The sequence below is a fragment of the Aliiglaciecola lipolytica genome (assembly GCF_018860635.1).
GTDB lineage: Bacteria > Pseudomonadota > Gammaproteobacteria > Enterobacterales > Alteromonadaceae > Aliiglaciecola > Aliiglaciecola lipolytica_A.
Genome location: NZ_JAHKPT010000004.1, coordinates 235154 through 256033, shown reverse-complemented (window position 1 = coordinate 256033; position 20880 = coordinate 235154). Strand labels below are relative to the sequence as shown.

Below are 20880 nucleotides of genomic sequence, written 5' to 3'. Positions count from 1 at the left end.
CTCAACAAAAAGCCCTGATTAGCAGGGCTTTATTATTAAAAACAACTGGATATTAGTTTACCAATACCCCATTAACTGCTCGCGTTTATGCTAAGCAACATCAATTCTCTTAGTGCCACAGAGAATTTAGCAAATTCATGAGAATTACTGGTTTTGAATTCTGACATCATATGATACCAGCGTTCCAACAATATGGTATTGTTCTCCATCCATTTATTCAAAATTTCTTCAGGATCATTGTTATCTGGTGCACCTGATAACAATACAGTAGTAAGCGATCGTTGCTGCCAATCTAACTCTTCACGATAAGAGGCTCTGGCGAGTGCTTGCCAATGGTTGCTTACTGTTTGGTTGTTAATTTGATCAAGGAACCAATGTAACTGCAATTTTGAACCTAAATTGAAGTATAAGCTTGCTGCCACATCCAATTTTCGGTTTTCTGATTGGGTCATTTGGGCCAAATCTAAACTGCAGAACATATTGCTCAAACTAGCGACTTTGTAGGCAATATTTTTAGGAACACCTTGCGCCACATAATCTGAAGTGGATTTTTCCAATTGGCTATATTCTGTATCAACTAAGTAGTTTTCTAAGTTTTCACTTAACGCGCTAAAAGTAGAAACGTACAAGTTAACTGACTCGGTGATAGACAGATTTTTTTCACCGTGGCGCAAGAACCAACGTGATGCTCTGCGCATTGTTCTACGCATTAGATCGAGCATTCCCAATTGGGTTTTTGCTGAAACCTTGTTGTCTAAACTTTCTATTTCTTGCCACAATGCATCGATACCAAATACAGCTTTAACAACCGAGTATGCCGTCGCCACTTCTTCCACTGCAGCACCGGTTTCTTCTTGCATCCTAAACACAAAATTAAGCCCCATATCATTAACCATATTGTTGGTTAATTTAGTGGCGATAATCTCAGCTCGCAGCGGATGGAATTCCATCTGCGGTACAAACCTGTCTTGCAGTTTCTGCGGGAAGGCACTAACCAGTAATTGCTCATGGAAAGGATTGTTAGTGATCTGTTCGATATTTAACTTCTGTTTTAAAACCATTTTGCCGTAAGCTATCAATACCGATAGTTCTGGTCGTGTTAAGCCTTTACCCAAAGCTTGTCTATCCGATAATTCATCGTCAGATGGAATAAATTCGAGTTCTCGATTTAACGCCCCTTCTCGTTCTAAACCATGTATGAATCGCAGTTGCTCTTTAAGTAGCGTAGGACCGCCATATTCAGTAATGGATATTGATTGAGTTTGACGATAGCAATCTTGTATCACTAACTCGGCAACATCATCGGTCATAGAGTAAAGTAACTCATTGCGTTGTTTACTGGTTAAATCACCGGCGCGAACCAAAGCATTCAGTAAGATTTTTATGTTCACTTCGTTATCTGAACAATCAACCCCACCTACGTTATCGATAAAGTCGGTATTTACCCTACCGCCTTGAGATGCATATTCGATTCGGCCCATTTGGGTTAACCCTAAGTTACCCCCTTCACCAATAATTTTGGCGCGGACATCTTTACCATTTACGCGAGTATCATCATTGGCGCGGTCCCCAACTTCACTGTGGGTTTCTTTGCTACCTTTGACGTATGTTCCAATCCCGCCGTTCCAAATCAAATCAACCTGCATTTTTAATGCATTGTGAATAAGTTCATTAGGAGTCATAGCTGCCTGAGTCGTACCTAACCATTTTTTCATTTCATTGGTTAATTTGATCGACTTCGAGGCGCGACTAAAGATACCGCCGCCTTTAGAGATTAGCGATTTATCGTAGTCATCCCAGGTCAGAGATGGATTTTCAAACAAACGTTTTCGTTCTGCATAACTGTTTGCGGTGTTTGGATCAGGATCAAAGAATATGTGTAAGTGGTTAAACGCACAGATTAAACGTGTGTGTTTTGATAACAACATTCCGTTACCAAACACGTCACCTGCCATATCGCCGATGGCAACACAGGTAAAATCAGTGGTTTGACAATCAATATCAATTTCACGGAAGTGACGTTTTACTGATTCCCATGCACCTCTAGCGGTAATACCCATCTTCTTGTGGTCGTAACCGATACTGCCACCTGAAGCAAAGGCGTCACCAAGCCAAAAATTGTATTCATCGGAAATGCTGTTCGCAATGTCAGAGAAGGTCGCCGTTCCTTTATCTGCCGCCACAACCAAATAAGGGTCATCTTCATCAAGTCTAACCACATTTTTAGGCGGTACGACTTCACCATCAATAATGTTGTCAGTGATATCTAATAGGCTGCGGATAAATATGCGATAGCAAGCCTGCCCTTCTTTTTGAATCGCGTCTCTACCTTGATCCATGGGTAAGTTTTTACAAACAAATCCACCTTTAGCGCCCACGGGTACTATTACCGTATTCTTAACTTGTTGGGCTTTAACCAATCCAAGTACTTCGGTTCTAAAGTCTTCTCTTCTGTCAGACCAGCGCAAACCGCCTCGTGCTACTTTGCCACCGCGTAAATGCACACCTTCAATTCGAGGGGAATACACAAATATTTCATATTTTGGCAAAGGAAGAGGCATGTCTGGAATTAATTCAGGCAGCAACTTAAATGACATATAAGGTTTTTCGTTGCCATCTTCATCAGGTTGATAGAAGTTGGTTCGCAAAGTGGCCAAAATCATGTCTAAATAACGGCGAATAATTCGATCATCATCTAGATTAGATACTTGGTCTAGGCGCTCTTTAATATCACTTAAAATACTGTCGTTTTTCTTTTCACTGCGTTTTTTATTTGGATTGAATCTATTGGCAAATAATTCAATTAGTTTTTTTGCAATACTTGGGTAATTAGCCAGTGTGTTTGCCATGTAAGTCAAACTAAACGAACTTCCGGTTTGACGCATATATTTTGCGTAGGCCCGCAATATAGTGACGTTCCGTCCGGTTAAACCGGCACCTAAAACCAACCTATTAAATGGGTCGTCTTCTAAGGTGTTGTGCCATACTTTGGCAAACGCATCTTGAAACAATGCTTGCGCTGCTTCCATGTCTAAGTTTTGACTATTACTGTGCAGCATTGAAAAGTCCATAATCCAATGCACATCGCCATTTTGGCATTTTATTTTATAGGGACTTTCATCAATTACCCGCAAACCAAAGTGTTCAAGCATTGGCAATACAGCAGACAAATGAATGGGTTCCTTACGGTGAAACAGTTTTAGTTTAACCGCTTTAGAGTCGTGACCTTCTTCTTGAGGTCGATAAAACAACATATCCAGGGTATGAGATTCGGTAAGTTGTTCAAGCTTACTGATATCGACTAATGCAACGCTTGGTAAGTTTTGTTCTGTATAACTGCGAGAAAATGCATTACCGTACATTTGTTCTATGGCTTTACCAGCTGCTTCACCATAGGTTGCGCTAATAGAAGCTGCCAACCTGTCATTCCAACTTTTGGTTAGCTCGATAATATTCTTTTCAATTTCCTTCACATTAAATTCCGCATTGTTATCTTTCACTCGTGCAATGTAGTGAGTACGCGCATAAACAGACTCAGAAAAATAAGTAGTAAACTCTACTTGTTCTGTACTATTAAAAGACTTTTGTAATAATTCTTGGGTCTCTTTACGTAACTGCGTGTTGTAGCGTTCCCGCGGAACATAAACCATACAACTAATAAAACGACCAAATGCATCTTTACGTACGAATAATTTAGATATTCCACGTTCCTGCATTTGAAAAATGCCCAATATTATCTTGCCTAACTCTTCATCATCACCTTGTAGCAACTCGTCACGAGGATAAGTTTCGATAATATTGACGAATGCTTTGTACGCGTGTGAGTTTTTATCAAAACCGGAATGTCCACAAATGCGTTCAATTTTGCGTTGTAAAACAGGCAACTGTGTAGCGCTGCTATTGTAGAATGAAGCTGCATACAATCCTAAGAAGCGGTGTTCGCCAATTACATTACCGGCCTTGTCGAAACATTTAATACCTACATAGTCCATATACGCGGGACGACTTACTCGCGCCCTGCTGTTGGTTTTAGTTAAAATAAGCGGGTTTTTACTTAATGCTTCTTTTTGCGCCGATTGTGGCATATTAGATAAAATTCTATCGCGGTCGCTTATTGAATTTTTCATCAAACCGAGACTGGTTTCGTTTTTAGGCGTCCAACGATGATCACCTTCGATAGCGTTTACGTCATAGTAGCGATAGCCCATTAACGTAAAGTTATGATCATTTAACCAAGTTAAAAACTCCATGGCCTGAGTTTGTTCGTCTTTGCTGACGGGGCAATTTGATGAAGGAAATTCATCAATTATGCTGTTTAATTTGTCGCGCATTGACTCCCAATCTGAAACCGCTAATGATACTTCACCGACCACAGACAGTAGTTCACTGGTTAGTTTATTCAGCGCTTCTCTAGTGACTTGCCTATCAACTTCAATTAAAAAAACAGTTTCACGTATTTTTTGCTTAACTCGGCTTTTGCTAGATAAAAATGTATCTACTTCACCTTTATCATTTCGCTTTAGACTAATAGGACTATGTAACAATAAATGTGAGGTTATATTCAGGCGATTTAGAGTCATCCTGACAGAATCAACTAAAAACGGCATGTCCCTAACAATGATCTCAACGATAGTGTGAGAGGATTGCCAACCGTGTTTAGATATTTCTGGATTAAACACACGAATTTTTGGCTGTTGACCGTCATATTTAACAAACTCATTCCACAGACTTAATGTCGCACCATATAAATCGCTGTCATTGCGATTTTCTAAGTCGTCTATCGAAATATTCTTAAATAGTAAACGAGAAAATTGCTCCACTAATTCGGCATTGGATTTATCGATTTTTTTATTAATCAGTTTAAATACGTTTTCTAGCAGTACTGAATGTTGGCTATTGGCAACCGTCATTTTATTACCTTGTAATGATAAAAGTGCTAATTTTTCTTAACACAATAAATAGGTTCTTTTTAGATTAGTCAAAATGCTGAGATATATACAGTTTTTGATAATTTAGTTGCTCTATTTTCGCTAAAAATTGAAGCCTTTAAAAGGATTAAATTAACTATAAATTTACAATAAATATAAATATGCAAGGAATCTAATTAAAAAGGGCCGAATGGCCCTTTCATTGAAGTTTAAGCAAATAATTATGCAAAAATTATTTTTGTTTTCGCCAGAAAACAGCGGCTAAAGCCGGTAAAACTACGATAGCACCCAACATATTTACGACAAACATGAAGGTTAATAGTATACCCATATCCATTTGGAACTTGAGAGAAGAGAATACCCAAGTACTCACACCTACCGCAAGCGTAATACCAGTAAAGAGAACGGCACTACCTCTTTCTTTCAATGCTTCAAAATAAGCCTGTCTAACCGGCATGCCTGATTTGAGCTTAATGTTCATGGTCGATAATATGTAAATACCGTAATCCACACCAATACCTACACCTAAAGCAATGACCGGTAATGTAGACACAGTAAGTCCAATTTCTAAAAATGTCATCAATGCCTGGGCTAATACTGAAACAACATACAGAGGAATAACCACTGACATTGTAGCCCGTAAAGAACGGAAGCTCAGTAGACATAAAATAATCACTGCACCAAACACATACATCATCATTGGATTCTGAGCATCATCGACAGCTTCGTTTTTAGCCGCCATTACGCCAACAGGGCCAGATGCCAAACTAAATTTAAGCTCATCTGTTTCGTAATCCTGTCTGAAGACTTTAACCGCATCAACCACGCGTTTAATGGTTTCTGCTTTGTGATCTTCCATAAACAAGATGATCGGCATAACTGAACAATTAGTATTGAGCAAACCAGAAGACGTTGGGATTTGTGCAATTGCCTGCACCAAGGTTTGCTGATTACGCGGAATAACACGCCATTTAGGATTACCTTCGTTGTAACCTGCGTTGACTAATTTCGCCACCGATGGGAGGCTAACAGTTGATTGTACTCCTTCAATGTTGCCCATTTTCCACTGCAATTCATCAATCGCATTCATTACTTCATAGGAAGTACATGCCTCAGGCGTTGTTTCTACTAAAATGGAGATGTAATCGACACTGATGGCGTACTTATCGGTTATCAAAAATGTATCTTGATTGTAGCGACTACTTTCGTGCAGCGCAGGCGCACCTGCATGCAAGTCACCAATTTTCATTTTTGACGATTGAAGCCAACCAAATACAAACAAAACGGCGGTCACGATTAAGATTAAATATGCCACTTTAGGAGTCGAACAATGAGCAATCGTATTCCAAAATTTATCGGAACGATTTTCTTTGTTCTTAAATTTGTTTTTATATGAATCACTAAATTTTACATAAGACATCAGCACCGGCAATAGGATCAGGTTGGTCAATATAATGACTGCAACACCCAAACTAGCGGTTATTGCTAACTCTCTGATGATACCAATATCGATCACTAACAGGGTCATAAAACCGACGGTATCAGATAGCAACGCAATACCACCAGGAATCAGTAAAGTTCTAAACGCACTTTCAGCTGCAAATAGCGCAGTTCCGCCTTCAACAACACGTTTGCCTACTGCATTAATCATTTGCACACCGTGGCTTACGCCTATGGCAAAGACTAAGAATGGTACTAAAATCGACATAGGATCTAAGCCAAACCCTAGAATGGTTAGCAAACCTAATTGCCAGACAACGGCTATCACTGAACACAGTAAAGGCAATATGGTGAGCATGATTGATTTGGAAAAGAAATAAACCATTACGGCAGTAATTGCTAATGCAATGGCAAAAAACAACAGTACGTCTTTGGCACCATTGGCAACATCGCCAATCATTTTGGCAAAACCAATTATATGAATAGTGGTATTTTCGTTTTCGAATTTACCCCGTAATTGCTCTTCTAATTGATCAGCCAGTACTAGGGTATCTAATTTTTCGCCCGTTGCTGGGTCAATATTAAGCAACTGCGCAGAAACCATGGCACATTTGAAATCATCTGAGACCAATTGCCCAACTATGCCGGCCTTATCGATGTTTTGAGAAACTAAGGCTAACGCGTCTGGGTTTGTTGAATCAAAGTCTGCAGGGATCACTGGACCACCAGAAAACCCACCTTCAACAATTTCAGTAAAACGAGTGGAGGACGAAAATAATGATTTAACTAAAGAACGTTCAACGCCGTTAATGAAAAACAACTGGTCATGTACGTTTTTCAGCGTATCGAAGAATTCGGTGTTAAAAATATCACTATCTTTATCACATACTGATACCAATATACTGTTAGCACCGCCAAAATCTTTAGCATGCTTCATATAGTTGACCATGTATTCATGATTCAACGGTATATTTTTAGTGAAGCCTGCGTCTAATTTAAGTTGCGAAGATTGGTAACCTAAAAACGCAGTGGTTAACGCAAACAGTATTATTACAATAATCCGATTTCGAAAAATTGTGTTTACACAAAAATCTATCAATTTAGTCATAGGTCTTTACTAATTCCTTCGCAAACTGACTCGCCTTCGTTATACAAAACACTTTTAATTCCTTCAGCTGTGGCCAAAAGAATATGGTTTTGAAAAGAAACAGCAGCATTTATCGCTTTGCCATCATCAAAATGTGCATTTGAAACATTTGTATCATCAACACACACAACGTTACCGCTATTACCCATCGCCACAAACTGGGATTGAGAAATAGGCATAATCACATTTAATGAGGAAGTTATCCCTGAGTGGATGGTCATCCAGTTTCCATCATTAGCAGTCATTCTGAAAATGTTGCCACGCAAACCAACTGCAACAATATCGCCATTATTCAACTGCTGTATATCGAAGAACGAACCATAATAGTTTACGTCCATACGCTGCCAAGTGTGTCCTTTGTCTTCGCTTTTAGCCAATAACCCAGACTCCCCAGCAATATAAATGACATCATCAACCACTAATATTTTATTTAGGTGAGGTAAAATAGAGACCAATTCAGATTGATAAAACTCTTCATCTTCTAAGCGAATTTCTTCTAAATAGTCAATATCATCTGGATGGAGGAAACCCTGGTGAACTTCTTTTTTCCAAGTAACTCCGCCATCAACGGTGCGCATGAAAGTGCCGTATGCACCGATGGCTAAACCTTCTTTAACATCTAAAAATGTTACATCTAAAAGTGGTTTCTCCAACTCCGGGGCAAACATTTGAATTTCCCAAGGTTGGCCTTTTTCCGACTGATGTAAAATGACCGCATCATGTCCCACTGCCCATAATTTATTCTCAATGGCAGTCACCGCGGTAAGAGTAGATAAGGTTGGAATTGCTTGCTGTTGCCATTTTTCACCATCCTCTGAAATCAGAACATGGCCACGCTCGCCAACAGCGACAATGCGTTGCGCGGTTTTAGTGACATCTAATAATAGCGATTCTTTTGCTAAAGGAGCCATATAAGACTCTTCAGAAGACGCTGAGAATGCACTTAAAGAACTCACAAACAAAATTGTTAAAATTTTACTTCGATTCATTTTCTTCTTTTCATCTTCAGTTACAAAAACGGCTGGCAGAGCCAACCGTTTTTTTTTGCTAGTTAGCGTATCCCTTCTCGCCTAAGGGCTTGGGCGGTAAACTCTTTCTCACTAGGTCTAACAGAGAAATCGTAGACTTTATCTTCATTATCAAGTCCTAATGCCAAATAACGTCTTGAATTAAGATCATGATATACATCTAGCGTAGACCAATGTGTGGGAACATCGTAGTAATTTAATCCATGAGCAACTGCTACCTTGTACAAATCGCCACGGTTGTCATACATATCCACGACTTGTACTTGCCAACTATCTTCGTCAATGAAAAATACTCGTTTAGAATATACGTGACGGAAACCTTCTTTTAAAGTAGCTTCAACAACCCATACACGGTGTTTTTCATAACGAGTTAAATCAGGATTGATATGTCCAGGTGTTAAAATTTCTTCGTACTTCACTTTATCACTATGCAGCGCATAGCTATTATACGCGACGTACATTTCTTTTTTACCTTTTAATTCCCAGTTATAGCGGTCAGGTGCACCGTTAAACATATCGAAATCGTCGGTTGTACGCAATCCATCTGACGCAGTTCCTGGCGCATCATAAGCAATATTAGGTGCCCGTCTAACACGACGTTGCCCTGTATTGTACGTCCAAGCTTGACGTGGCTCACGCACCTGATCCATGGTTTCATGCACTAACAATGCTGTTCCGGCTAAACGAGCTGGTGAAGTAATCGACTGTTTGAACTTCATTAACATGTTGTTTTCTAACAGTGCTTCAGGTGTTGCATCACGTTTTGCATATTCAACTAATAGTATTTCATCGAATCCTATTACCGTGTAATCACCAGAAGCTGTCGGTGCTGCTTGCCCACCATTTCGTTCAATGCCTTCGCCACGAAAACGTAAAATATGGTTCCAAATTGCTTCTACACCCGTTTGTGGAATTGGAAAAGGTACACCAATAGCGGCATTCTTTATTCCGTTTCCGCCTTGCACTAGCTCCGCCCGTGATGCGTTCGCTTTAGCAGCATCGTAAACATATTGAGGGTTAGAGGCAGTACGACGAGTTTGATATACGGGCATTTCGTATGTTTCTGGGTAAGTTTCAAAAAGTTTGATTTGCCCAGCACTCAAAAAGTCAGCATATTCTTTGTAATTTTTACCTGTAATGGTAAATAAAACCTTATCTCCTGGAAAAGGGTCAGGATGAAAGTCTCCCGGTGTATAACCTGCAGGAGGTGTTGTAATTCCACCATCCCAAGCTGGAATGCTGCCATCAGCATTACCCGCTTTTTCTCCGCCAAGTGGCGTGAGTTCAGTGCCAAGTTTCGCTGCTTGCTCTTGAGATACTTTCGCATGAGCAAACGAAACACTTAGTGCCAATGCCAAAGCAGAGGTTGTTACTACTAAATTCTTAATCATTTCGTTTTTCTCTTAAATCGAGTATTTAAAGTTGACTGAAACAAAGTCGCGATCTGAAAGTGCGTTCGAATTACCGATTCCACCCCAGAAACTGCTGTACCCTACCGCAGCTGAGAATTTACTCAAATAATCAAACTCGAAAGTTAAATTAGCTGATTTCACATCTTCGGTGAACAGGAACAATGGATCAGGTGTTGTACCCTCTACGTCATGAGAGAATGTCGCCCGTGTTCTGAGGTTTACTCCGGAAAACACGTTATTGAAGTCGGCTACCGCTAAGATCCGATATCCCCAAGCATAATCCGTTGGAAATGGATTTGTTTCAGGACCATTTGACAATCCAATGTGTAGACCTTCTCGGGTGGAAATAATATTACCACTTTCATCCCGTAAAGGCTCTAACGAAGGTGTTCTTGATGTGCCAGGTCCATTTAATCGTATAATGCTTGGATCAGGCATATCTTCAATGCTCACATAGCCTACTTCACCAAGTAATATTAAATTATCGGTTCCAAAGGCTGGCCCAAATACATGGGTTGTAGTTAATTGCATCTGAATAGTATCAGATAACACAAAACCTTCTGCTGTTTCGCCAGGACCAACCGAGCGACCGATATTACCCATCTGCGAGATACCCGCAAAATCTGGGCGTATACCTGCATTTGCCAACTGCTCAGGCATCGCGGTGTAAAGTAGTTCTACATCATCAATTTGTAATGGTTCATCAACACGATAAGCGATTTCACCAGCAACAGCAGTTTCACCAACGTTGGTGTTAAAACTGAAACCATACAACTTAATATCTTCAGGATACATAAATTGGCTTTCTGTGAAGGCGTCTAACGAGGTAATGTTGTCACGTGTGATTTCATTAGCGGCTAAGTAAGCAATATCTTGTGCAATACCTTCGGCAGTAAAATCGGATGTTGTACCGGAAATTAGCGGACGCTGACTATGGTAATTTATATGATAAATACTGAATTCCGTATCATTTAAATCAGCAGAATAGTAAGACATTTTAAAACCGTATTGACCTTGGTCATCGGCGTCGGTATGAGCTGCGTCACTATATCCTCTTACCGCTACTTTAGTAGGATAAGCCAAATAAGCAGCTGCAATTTGAGTCGAATCAGCACCGGCCAATAATGCCGAACGTAATCCATTTAGGCTCTCTAATAAGAAATCTAAATTAATATCTGGGTTACCGCTGAAGCCCAATTGAATATTTTGAGCCTGCCCGCCCTCACCTGCAAAATCATTAGTCGCAAAGTAACTACCTGCTTGCGGTAATCTACTGCGCTCCCACTCATACTGATAATACATCGACATACTTAAGTTTTCGGTTAAACCGAAGGAGGCGAAAACCATGCCGACAGGAATGAAAACTTCTTTTAGCTCTGCACCTGGAGCTTGTGCACGAGTCACATCCACAGGGTTAGTGGTGTTTATACCGTGTTGGATGAAAGTACTTTCCCCCCAACTAACTACCTGGTTACCAATACGCAAGGTGACAGGTACGTCACCAATATCGAAGTCCGCATAGAAAAATGCGTCTAACAATCTTACATCTGAACATAATTCTTCTGATGCTTGAGATGCAGCACATGGATCTTGGGTTTGACCGGTAATCGGATTCGCCCAATCTCTAGAGCTGTCGTTTAAAGCAAAATCGTAAAAATAGAGTCCGCGAGCAAAAAATCCCATATTGTCATAACGGATATCTAATTCATGGGTGCCTTTGAAAACCGTCGAAAAGGCTTCACCTTTATCAAAATTTAAATTTCCTAAGTCACCATTTGTTGAATAAGAGCCATCAGCGCTTGCCCACACATCAGATGATGGATAAATAACATTGGTAGCCGCATTATAACCTGTCCAATCAAAATTAGGGTGATTGCTGTTACCAATCAAAGAAAAGTCCCGCTCTTCAACTCGAATGCTCGTTCCTAGCGAAAAGTTTGAGTCAAAGTTTACTGACCAATCTCCACTCTCCCATGACGCGGCGTAAAGATTTGCGGAAGTCATAACAGAAACGGCGGCTATGCTAAGTGCAAGCGGTGACTTTTTAAACTTCAAAGGTCCACACTTCATATTTTAGTTCTCCCTAGTCGTCAGAAAATACAGACGACGTTTATTTAGTAGCAAATTATTCACAAAATCATTACATCATTTCGACCTGATAGCAAGAAGAAATCGTACCAGTTAACAATTTGTAAAAATCTACCATTTTCAATAGGTTAAAAATCAATCAATCGTTAACAAGGGTAAATTAGCTCACTTTTTCAAATGAAAAGACTTTATTTTCAGGAGTAATTATAAGACGAAAACGCCCATTTAACCCGAGTCGGGTTACAAATGGTCGTAAATTAAAGGTGGGAAGTTGAACACTCTCGCCGTTCTCAGAATAAAGAATAACGGCATTATTAGATGATAGATAAAGCTTCTCACACATTTCGTAAGAAGCTTTTAAATTAAAATAATATGTTCGCATAGTGTCATTGATAGCTAAGGCTTTTGCTCACTTTTTCAAATACGTCTTTACTTAAATTGGGAAGCGCCATTAATCGCGTTAATTGGTACTTCATTAAATCAGCCCGTATATCATCCATTTTACGCCATTGGGTTAAAGGCGTAACAATTCTAGCGGCTACCTGCGGATTTCTTGCATCTAACTTAAGTAAATAATCGGTTATATATTTATAGCCTGAACCGTCAATCGCGTGAAAACCAGTAGCGTTGTAGAACGCAAAAGTACCGATAACTGATCGAACTCGGTTTGGATTATCATGATTAAACTGTTTGTGACTCAATAATAAATCTAGACGCGCTAAAATATCTGGAACCTCACAACTTGCGTGCAACGCAAACCACTTATCCAGAACTAAGGGGTCATCAGACCATTTTTGTTCAAATTTACCCATTAGAATTTCAAAACAAGGAAGCACTGCAGATTGAGCGGCTTTAAGTGCGCCTAGTGTGTCAGTCATATTGTCTGATGATTCAAACTGTTTAGTTACTAGGCTATTACCTTGCTCAGTTTTGGCTAAATAATATAAACACAAATTGCGTAACTTACGCTTATTAACTTGTTCAGATTCATAGTCATAACCAGATTGTTGGGTCGTTTGATAAACAGTTGCAAAATACTCTGAAAACGTTTTGGCGATATAAATTTCCAGTTCTTTTCTAGCCTGATTTAACTCCACCACATAATAACGTGGGACTTGCTGGGCTAACGTTTCGATACTCGGTAGGGTTAACATTTCAGCGATCAACGCTAAGTCAGAGGATGCTTTTATGTCCTTCAGCAATCCATCGACGAGTTTATCGATGGCCTTATAATTAACACTCAATTTAGAACTTGCTGGCGTTTTGCCGTGTAAATATTCACTAAAAAGGGTTTGAGCAGCATCCCAACGAGAAAACCCATCTTGGCTAGATAAGGCGATTTGCAATAAAGCGTCGACTGAATAGTTAAATTCGAGTTTAACTGGGGCGGAGAAATCAGCTAATAATGCAACTGTCGGTTTTTGTTCAAACCCAGACTTAACTAGTGACTGTTGATTGAGTTTAAGATTGAACAGTTCAACCGTTGTTTCCCCGCCTTTAGTAATCAATTCTAAACGGATAGGTATGTGTAAATCTTGTTTGTCTTTTTGATCGGCGGTTGGATTATTGATTTGTTTGAACTCAAGAGCATACTCTCCTTTTTCAGCATCAAAACTCTCAGTAACATTCACAATAGGCGTGCCTGACTGTCCGTACCAACGTTTGAATTGTGACAAATCAACTTGATTAGCGTCTTGCATTGCGCTCACAAAATCATCGCAAGTAACAGCTTGTCCATCATGTCGTTTAAAATACAAGTCAATGCCATTTTTAAACCCTTCCTGACCCAACAAAGTGTGCATCATGCGGATTACTTCAGCACCTTTGTCGTAGACAGTGACAGTATAGAAATTATTCATTTCAATAACTTCGTCAGGTCGAATAGGATGAGACATGGCGCTGGCATCTTCGGCAAATTGATGTTCTCTCATCACTTTGACATTTTTTATCCGATTCACCACTGGAGAACTCATGTCTGCACTAAACTGTTGATCGCGAAAAACCGTTAACCCTTCTTTTAAACTGAGTTGGAACCAATCTCTACAGGTCACACGATTACCTGTCCAATTATGGAAGTATTCGTGGGCTATCACAGACTCAATATTGAAAAAATCTTCATCTGTTGCCGAGGCACTATCGGCTAAAACATATTTACTATTGAATACATTTAAGCCTTTATTTTCCATCGCTCCCATGTTGAAAAAGTCCACGGCAACGATCATATAGATATCAAGATCGTATTCTAAATCAAAAACTTGTTCATCCCATGCCATCGCTTTCTTAAGGGAAGCCAATGCATGATGACCACGACTCGATTTACCTTTATCAACAAAAAGCTGTAATAAAATTTTTCTACCAGAAGCCGTTTTATAGTGATCCTCGAGGAGGTCAAAGTCTCCAGCAACCAAAGCAAATAAATAGCAAGGTTTCTTGAATGGGTCATGCCATTTAACCCAATGACGGCCATCTTCAAGCTTACCGCTGTCAACTTTATTACCGTTAGATAATAAGAATGGATAATTCTTCTGATCAGCATAGATAGTAACTGTATATTCAGCCAAAACGTCAGGTCTATCGATAAAATAGGTTATTTTGCGGAAACCTTCAGCTTCACACTGAGTGCAATAGGCGTTAGCAGTTTTGTACAACCCTTCTAACGAACTATTTGCAGCCGGATTAAGTTCTGTAAATATTTCTAAATAGAAGTCTTCAGGGACATTTTCAATTATTAACGACGTTGATGTTTGCTGATACTTTTCAACGCTTTTACCATTTAATTTAACATCGATCAGTTCTAACTCTTCACCATCCAAAACAAGTGGATGTTGATGTTCACCGTTACGCTTAATACGCAACTGACTCTTAACTTGAGTTTTTGGCTCTTCAAGTTTTACCGATAAATCTACCGTGCTAATGAAAAAATGGGGAGCTTGATAATCTAAACGGCGTTTTGCTTTGATAACACTATTGTCGGACATACTTTGACCTAATTGAAAATATAAAAATACCGAATTGCGCTCAGCAAAAGCTAACTTTTACTGGCAACCGGCTCTGCGTATGCAGGAATTGGTACTCTGAGAATTTTAATCCCTAAATAGGCATACACGATAGCTAAAATAGGATTAATCAGATTAAAAAAGGCATAAATAGCGTAATCTAGCGCACCGACCCCTAAAACACCGCCCATGTAGGCACCACACGTATTCCAAGGTATTAGAGGCGAGGTTAAGGTTCCGCCATCTTCTAAACTACGAGATAGGTTTAATTGATGCAAACCACGCTTTTCATACTCATTCTTATACATGCGCCCAGGCATCACTATAGCCATATACTGATCCGCCGTAATCACGTTAGTAGCAAAGCAGGTCAATATAGTTCTGGAGATCATGTCACCAGCCGATGTAGCACCTTTTAAGATAGCGCTGACAATTCGTTTTAATAGCCCGACTTTCTCCAGTACAGCACCAAAGGTAAGTGCGCACATAATTAGCCATATAGTATTGAGCATGCTAGACATTCCGCCACGACTTAACAAGTCATTCAACACATCACTATCGGTACTAAAATTAACCCCTGCATAAAGCGCTGTCCAAACAACAGTGATACTGGCAACGATTCCTTCGCGTTCATCTGTAGCAAAGCTTTGAACGACTTCCGGTTGAAAGGCAGCAGCCCAAATCCCCCCTAAAATGGCGCCAATAGATACCGCAGGGAAAGCTGGCACTTTTTTCAGTGCTAAAACAAGCAGCACGGCTAACGGGATAAGTAAATGTAATCCCAAGTTAAATTCAGACTCCAGCAGATTTTGCATATCCACAATACCTTGTGCTGATGCCTCTTGACTTGAGTTAAAGCCTAAAACCGTAAATATTATTAAAGTGATTATTATGCTTGGAACAACTGTCCACAGCATATATTGAATGTGTTCAAATAAATTTGTCCCGGCAATTGCTGGCGCTAAGTTAGTGGTTTCCGACAAAGGAGAAATTTTATCGCCAAAATAAGCGCCAGATACCACAGCACCAGCAGTAACAGCTTCCGACATCCCCATGCCATTGGCGACTCCCATCAAGGCAACACCAACAGTAGCGGCAGTTGTCCAACTACTGCCAATACTCATGGCTACAACAGAACAAATTAAACATGTTGCTGCATAGAACAGTGATGGGTTGAGTAGTTCTAATCCATAGTAGATTAAGGTTGGAACTGTACCAGATAACATCCATGAACCAATTAAAGCACCCACGGCCAATAAGATTAAGATCGCACCAAGGGATAATGAAATTCCACTGACAATACCCTTTTCTATTTCCTTCCAGGTATAGCCATTTTTAATCCCTATCATGGAAGCAATGAACATCGCGAATATCAAAGCGATTTGATTGGGACCGAAAGAAGAATCACTGCCGTACCAATAAACCGACGAAAATAACAAACAAATTAAGATTACGATCGGTATTAATGCATCGAGAATTGTCGCTTCTTTTATGACTTTTTTATTATTATTGTTGTCCATTGGATTGATTTCCTTATCCTGTCACTGAACGATAAAACATGATGAAAATGACCACAGGACATATAAATTTCACATACCAAGGCCAAATTTTCCAAAATAACGAATGTTCGACCTCTTCATCCCCTTTGCGAAGCTCAGTTAATATATGATCCCGACGCCATACCCAACCTGCAAATATACATAAAGCGAGACCTAATAGAGGTTGGCTATATTTAGTTGTTAAGCTGATCACCAGACCAAACAAACTTGAAAAATTAAAGATGATAATCGAACTTGCGACAAAAACGCATATCGCTAACAACCAAACCGCTTTGGTGCGCTTAACGCCTTTACTCTCCACGACATAGGCGACGGGCACTTCAAGCATTGAAATGGATGAGGTTAAGGCGGCAATTACCATCAATGCAAAAAATGCGAAAGCCACAAAAATGCCCACTGATCCCATAGTATCAAATAGTGCAGGCAACACGGTAAAGATGAGGCTATCACCTTCAATTAACGCACCGTTTTCAGAAAATATTTGTACACCGTTATGCAAGGCGACATACATAGAAGGGATAATTAGCATCCCAGCAAGTACTGCCACGCCAATGTCGACTAACGCAACTGAGGCGCCAAGTGACGGTAAACGTTCATTTTTACTCACATATGAACCGTAAACTAGCATAGTACCAACACCAAGAGACATAGAGAAAAACGCCTGTCCCATCGCATTAATAAGTAACCCTGGATCCATAATTCGGCTGAAATCAGGAACTAAATAAGCCTTCCAGCCCTCAATCGCACCATCTTGCAATGAAACGTAACCAATGAGTAATACAATAATAATCATTAGCGTTGGCATAAGTCTCACTGACCAACGTTCAATTCCTTTGCTAACACCTCCGGTTACAATAGCAGCGGTGAGAATAAGAAATGCACCAGAAAAGACTAAATTTCGGAAAATGGATTGGCTCGTCAACCAATTCGATAACGTATCTAGAGCGAAGAAATGGGTGACTGTTTCTAGGAAAAAAGCCAACATCCAACCGGCCACAATGGCGTAGAATGCCAGAATTAATGAAACCGTTATAAACCCCCAGACGCCAGTAGCTCGACCTAGTTTACTACCAGATATTTGCCCAAGGGCATCTACCATATTAGCTCTGGTAGCACGACCGATGATTAATTCAGCCATTAAAACCGGATAAGCCAAAAGGAAAGCTAAGACTATGTAAACCAATACAAAAGCGGCTCCCCCATTACTGGCTACTTGGGTAGGAAACCCCCAAATATTACCTAATCCAACAGCTGAACCAGCTGCAGCGAGTATAAATCCAAGTCGAGAAGAAAACTCTCCACGTGCGTTCATTCCGTACCCTTTTATTATTATTGTGTTTAGCTAACTTTTTTAGCCATTTTGGGAATACTATACTATACCGCTATGACCTCAAAATACCCATATTTTGCAATTGATTATCCTACTTAAAAATAGCATTAAATGTCGTGAGTGACGATTTGCATAAATTTAAGTTCAGCTTGCAAGGTCTAATATTTTTTCGTATCGAAAAATAATTTATTGATGTTATAAAAAAAGGGCTATTAAAAATAGCCCTTTAATAGTAACTAAAAATTACTTTTTTGCTGAATGAGAAGCGTACATCCCAGATGATACTAAATCGAATGTGATATTAGCTGCTTCATCTAGGAATGGATCAATTTCATCCATGTCTTCTGGTAAATCATCAAGTTTTTCAACTTTTTCTTTGCCTGCTCTGACCAAGCGTTCATTCGCTCTTTTAAGACGCATAGCTTCTTGTTCGTCTTTTTCTTTTATCCGTTCAGATTCAACCAAAGAAATCGTCTTTTTATCTTTTTCTTTTTGATATCGTTGAATGTCTTCAAATATATAAGCAAATTCAGGATCATTTTGAATACGCTTCAAATGATTCTGTTCCATCACCGTGAGTACATTAGAAGTGTCACCGAAGGTGGAATAATTCACCCGCTCAATACTATCCCAAGGAAGCGCATTTTCTTCTTGGCTTTCGCCCCAATCTTCAGGATTAATTGCTGACGGAAATTTGATATCTGGAACAACACCCATGTTTTGAGTACTGCCACCGTTTATCCGATAAAACTTCGCAATTGTGTATTGAATACTCCCCAATGGATTGCTGTACAAATCGTAAATACGACCAAGTGGACGATGACGTTGCACCGTTCCTTTACCAAAGGTCTGTTCGCCTAGTACGACTGCACGACCGTAATCTTGCATAGCTGCAGCAAATATTTCTGAAGCCGATGCACTGTAGCGATCGACAAGTACGGTTAAAGGACCTTCATAATAGGTAATCCCATCGGTATCTTTCTCAGTTCTTGTGCGCCCTGAAGCATCATGTATCTGAACTACTGGACCTTGATCAAAAAACAATCCAGAAAGTAAGGTTGCCTCAGTTAACGAACCGCCACCATTACCGCGTAAATCGACAACAATTCCTCGTACCCCTTTTTCTTTTAAATCTGCCAACTCTTTCTTAACGTCGGTATGCAGATTGTTGTAGAACGAAGGTATGGTAATGACGCCAAGTTTTTCACCAGCGTGATTACCTGTTTCTGGTACATAAACCTCTGATTTAGCAGCTCTATCTTCTAGCTTAATTTTATCACGGGTCAAACTAACCACTTCTGGCACATTAGACTCAGAAGCACCTTTTAACACTTGCAGCTTAACCACACTTCCTTTTGGACCTTTGATTAATTCCACGACTTCATCTAAACGCCAGCCAATAATGTCAACAAAATCATCTTCGTCTTGGGCTACACCGACAATTTTATCTTCTGGCTTTATTTTTTTGGATAATTCAGCTGGACCACCAGGAACAACACTGCGAATAACAGTGTAATCGTCTTCGCTTTGCAGCACGGCACCTATCCCTTCAAAAGATAGATTCATTTCCATATCAAAACGATCTGTACTTTGCGGAGATAAATAACTTGTATGTGCATCGACACTACGAGCAAAAGAATGCATTACAGTTTGGAATACATCTTCGCTTTTAGTTTGTGATAAACGTTTAATTGCACGTTCATAACGTTTGGTTAAAAGATCTTTAATCTCTTCAGCTGTTTTACCTGCTAATTTTAAGTTTAAAGCATCATATTTAACTCTTTGACGCCATAACTCATTCAATTCTGCGGTAGATGCAGCCCAAGGCGCGTCTTCACGATCGAACTCTAATGAATCGCCCTTTTTCTCAAAGTCGAAAGGCTTATCAAGTAGCGTGATCGCATATTTAAAACGCTCTAAGCGGCGGTTTAAATTTATCGAATATACTTTGTACGCGTCATTTAAATTGCCTTGGGCGATAGCTTCATCGAAATTTAAACGATACTTTTCCATCTCTTCAATATCCGACTTCAAAAAGAAATTACGATTGAAGTCTAATGTTCTGATGTATCGATCAAAGGTTTTCGCTGACAAGCTATCATCAATTTTAATTGGCTTATAATGCGAGCGTAACAAGTGGGAGCTTATTCGTTTAGCTGAAGCTGAGTGCTGAGATTCCTGCTCTAGACTAGGAATATTGATCGCTTCACTCGAAGAATTAACCGCGATTGCACCAGCACTCAAACAAAACAATGCGCTACATACAGAAACGCGTACAAATTTATTCATATTACTACCTCTTTGGTCGAGCTAGGCGCAAATTATCTGCTTGCACTTTCACTATCATACCTGTTTGCAGTTGGACGTGAACTTCATCTTTTGAAATATCGGTAATGGTCGCAGGAAGTGGACTCTTTCCAACCTTAACGGTAACTTCGGTCCCTACCACTAAATTTGATTCAGTCAATTTTTCCGGTGGTGGTTGCTTTATTGGTTTATTTTTTGGAACTTTAGTTCCCTTAAATTGCGTTTGATTTGATTTTTCACGCTTTTCTTTGTGATTTTTCTTATCAGCGGCAGTCTTAGACGGATTATTTAGTTTGCGTTTTTCCGCTACCTTGGCCTTACTTTCAGCTAATTGTTTTATCGCATGATCAGCATGCTCTTTTTCAATTGCATCGCCTTGATTGCCATCTAAGTCAATTCGAAAGCTCCCCTCTTTGACACTGTGCAAATAACGCCAGCTATTTGTGTAATGTCTAAGTGATGCGCGTAATAATGTTTTACTAACCCTTTCATCGTCTTTCAAACGCTCGGAAAGCTCTTGAAAAATACCTATTTTTAAAGGTTTCGCTTCACCTTCTAAGGAAAAACATTTTGGGAAAGTTTGTGCCAAAAAAGTAATGACTTCTTTGCTGTTTGAAAATTTTTGTTGGTTTTCCATTCAATCTA

Annotated in this window: 11 protein-coding genes; all 11 read right to left on the bottom strand. The window is 39.7% G+C overall.

The features are described 5' to 3' along the window. Nucleotides 1–71: 71 nt before the first annotated feature. A complete protein-coding gene (locus tag KO530_RS01380; protein WP_216046592.1) occupies nt 72–4910 on the bottom strand; it encodes an NAD-glutamate dehydrogenase in 4839 nt (1612 codons plus the stop codon). Nucleotides 4911–5160: 250 nt separating this feature from the next. Further along, a complete protein-coding gene (locus KO530_RS01375; RefSeq protein ID WP_216046591.1) occupies nt 5161–7476 on the bottom strand; it encodes an efflux RND transporter permease subunit in 2316 nt (771 codons plus the stop codon). Then, a complete protein-coding gene (locus KO530_RS01370; RefSeq protein ID WP_216046590.1) occupies nt 7473–8504 on the bottom strand; it encodes a YCF48-related protein in 1032 nt (343 codons plus the stop codon). The genes KO530_RS01375 and KO530_RS01370 overlap by 4 nt, the downstream gene beginning before the upstream one ends. A gap of 62 nt (nt 8505–8566) precedes the next feature. After that, entirely contained in the window at nt 8567–9934 is a 1368-nt protein-coding gene (locus KO530_RS01365) for a DUF1329 domain-containing protein (protein WP_216046589.1), read from the bottom strand. Nucleotides 9935–9946: 12 nt separating this feature from the next. After that, complete coding sequence (locus tag KO530_RS01360; protein WP_216046588.1) at nt 9947–12025, bottom strand: DUF1302 domain-containing protein; 2079 nt, start codon at nt 12023–12025, stop codon at nt 9947–9949. A 178-nt stretch (nt 12026–12203) separates the two neighbouring features. Beyond that, entirely contained in the window at nt 12204–12425 is a 222-nt protein-coding gene (locus tag KO530_RS01355; RefSeq protein ID WP_216046587.1) for a DUF2835 family protein, read from the bottom strand. Nucleotides 12426–12429: 4 nt separating this feature from the next. Then, nucleotides 12430–15021 (bottom strand): aminopeptidase N, encoded by a 2592-nt coding sequence (gene pepN / locus KO530_RS01350; RefSeq protein WP_216046586.1) that lies wholly within the window; start codon nt 15019–15021, stop codon nt 12430–12432. A gap of 50 nt (nt 15022–15071) precedes the next feature. Continuing rightward, nucleotides 15072–16559: a Na+/H+ antiporter NhaC gene (gene nhaC / locus KO530_RS01345; protein ID WP_216046585.1), complete on the bottom strand. Its 1488-nt coding sequence runs from the start codon at nt 16557–16559 to the stop codon at nt 15072–15074. Between the two features lie 13 nt (nt 16560–16572). Continuing rightward, nucleotides 16573–17910: a sodium-dependent transporter gene (locus tag KO530_RS01340; RefSeq protein ID WP_216046584.1), complete on the bottom strand. Its 1338-nt coding sequence runs from the start codon at nt 17908–17910 to the stop codon at nt 16573–16575. A 261-nt stretch (nt 17911–18171) separates the two neighbouring features. Beyond that, entirely contained in the window at nt 18172–20217 is a 2046-nt protein-coding gene (gene prc, locus KO530_RS01335; protein WP_216046583.1) for a carboxy terminal-processing peptidase, read from the bottom strand. Between the two features lie 4 nt (nt 20218–20221). Then, nucleotides 20222–20872, bottom strand: coding sequence for an RNA chaperone ProQ (gene proQ, locus KO530_RS01330; protein ID WP_216046582.1), 651 nt, complete (start codon nt 20870–20872; stop codon nt 20222–20224). Between the last annotated feature and the right edge of the window lie 8 nt (nt 20873–20880).

Excerpts from the sequence above, each read along its gene's own strand:
- KO530_RS01375 (WP_216046591.1), bottom strand. The coding sequence starts at position 7,476 with ATGACTAAATTGATAGATTTTTGTGTAAACACAATTTTTCGAAATCGG.
- proQ (WP_216046582.1), bottom strand. The coding sequence starts at position 20,872 with ATGGAAAACCAACAAAAATTTTCAAACAGCAAAGAAGTCATTACTTTT.
- KO530_RS01340 (WP_216046584.1), bottom strand. The coding sequence starts at position 17,910 with ATGAACGCACGTGGAGAGTTTTCTTCTCGACTTGGATTTATACTCGCT.
- KO530_RS01355 (WP_216046587.1), bottom strand. The coding sequence starts at position 12,425 with ATGCGAACATATTATTTTAATTTAAAAGCTTCTTACGAAATGTGTGAG.
- KO530_RS01370 (WP_216046590.1), bottom strand. The coding sequence starts at position 8,504 with ATGAATCGAAGTAAAATTTTAACAATTTTGTTTGTGAGTTCTTTAAGT.
- KO530_RS01360 (WP_216046588.1), bottom strand. The coding sequence starts at position 12,025 with ATGAAGTGTGGACCTTTGAAGTTTAAAAAGTCACCGCTTGCACTTAGC.
- KO530_RS01365 (WP_216046589.1), bottom strand. The coding sequence starts at position 9,934 with ATGATTAAGAATTTAGTAGTAACAACCTCTGCTTTGGCATTGGCACTA.
- nhaC (WP_216046585.1), bottom strand. The coding sequence starts at position 16,559 with ATGGACAACAATAATAATAAAAAAGTCATAAAAGAAGCGACAATTCTC.
- prc (WP_216046583.1), bottom strand. The coding sequence starts at position 20,217 with ATGAATAAATTTGTACGCGTTTCTGTATGTAGCGCATTGTTTTGTTTG.
- KO530_RS01380 (WP_216046592.1), bottom strand. The coding sequence starts at position 4,910 with ATGACGGTTGCCAATAGCCAACATTCAGTACTGCTAGAAAACGTATTT.
- pepN (WP_216046586.1), bottom strand. The coding sequence starts at position 15,021 with ATGTCCGACAATAGTGTTATCAAAGCAAAACGCCGTTTAGATTATCAA.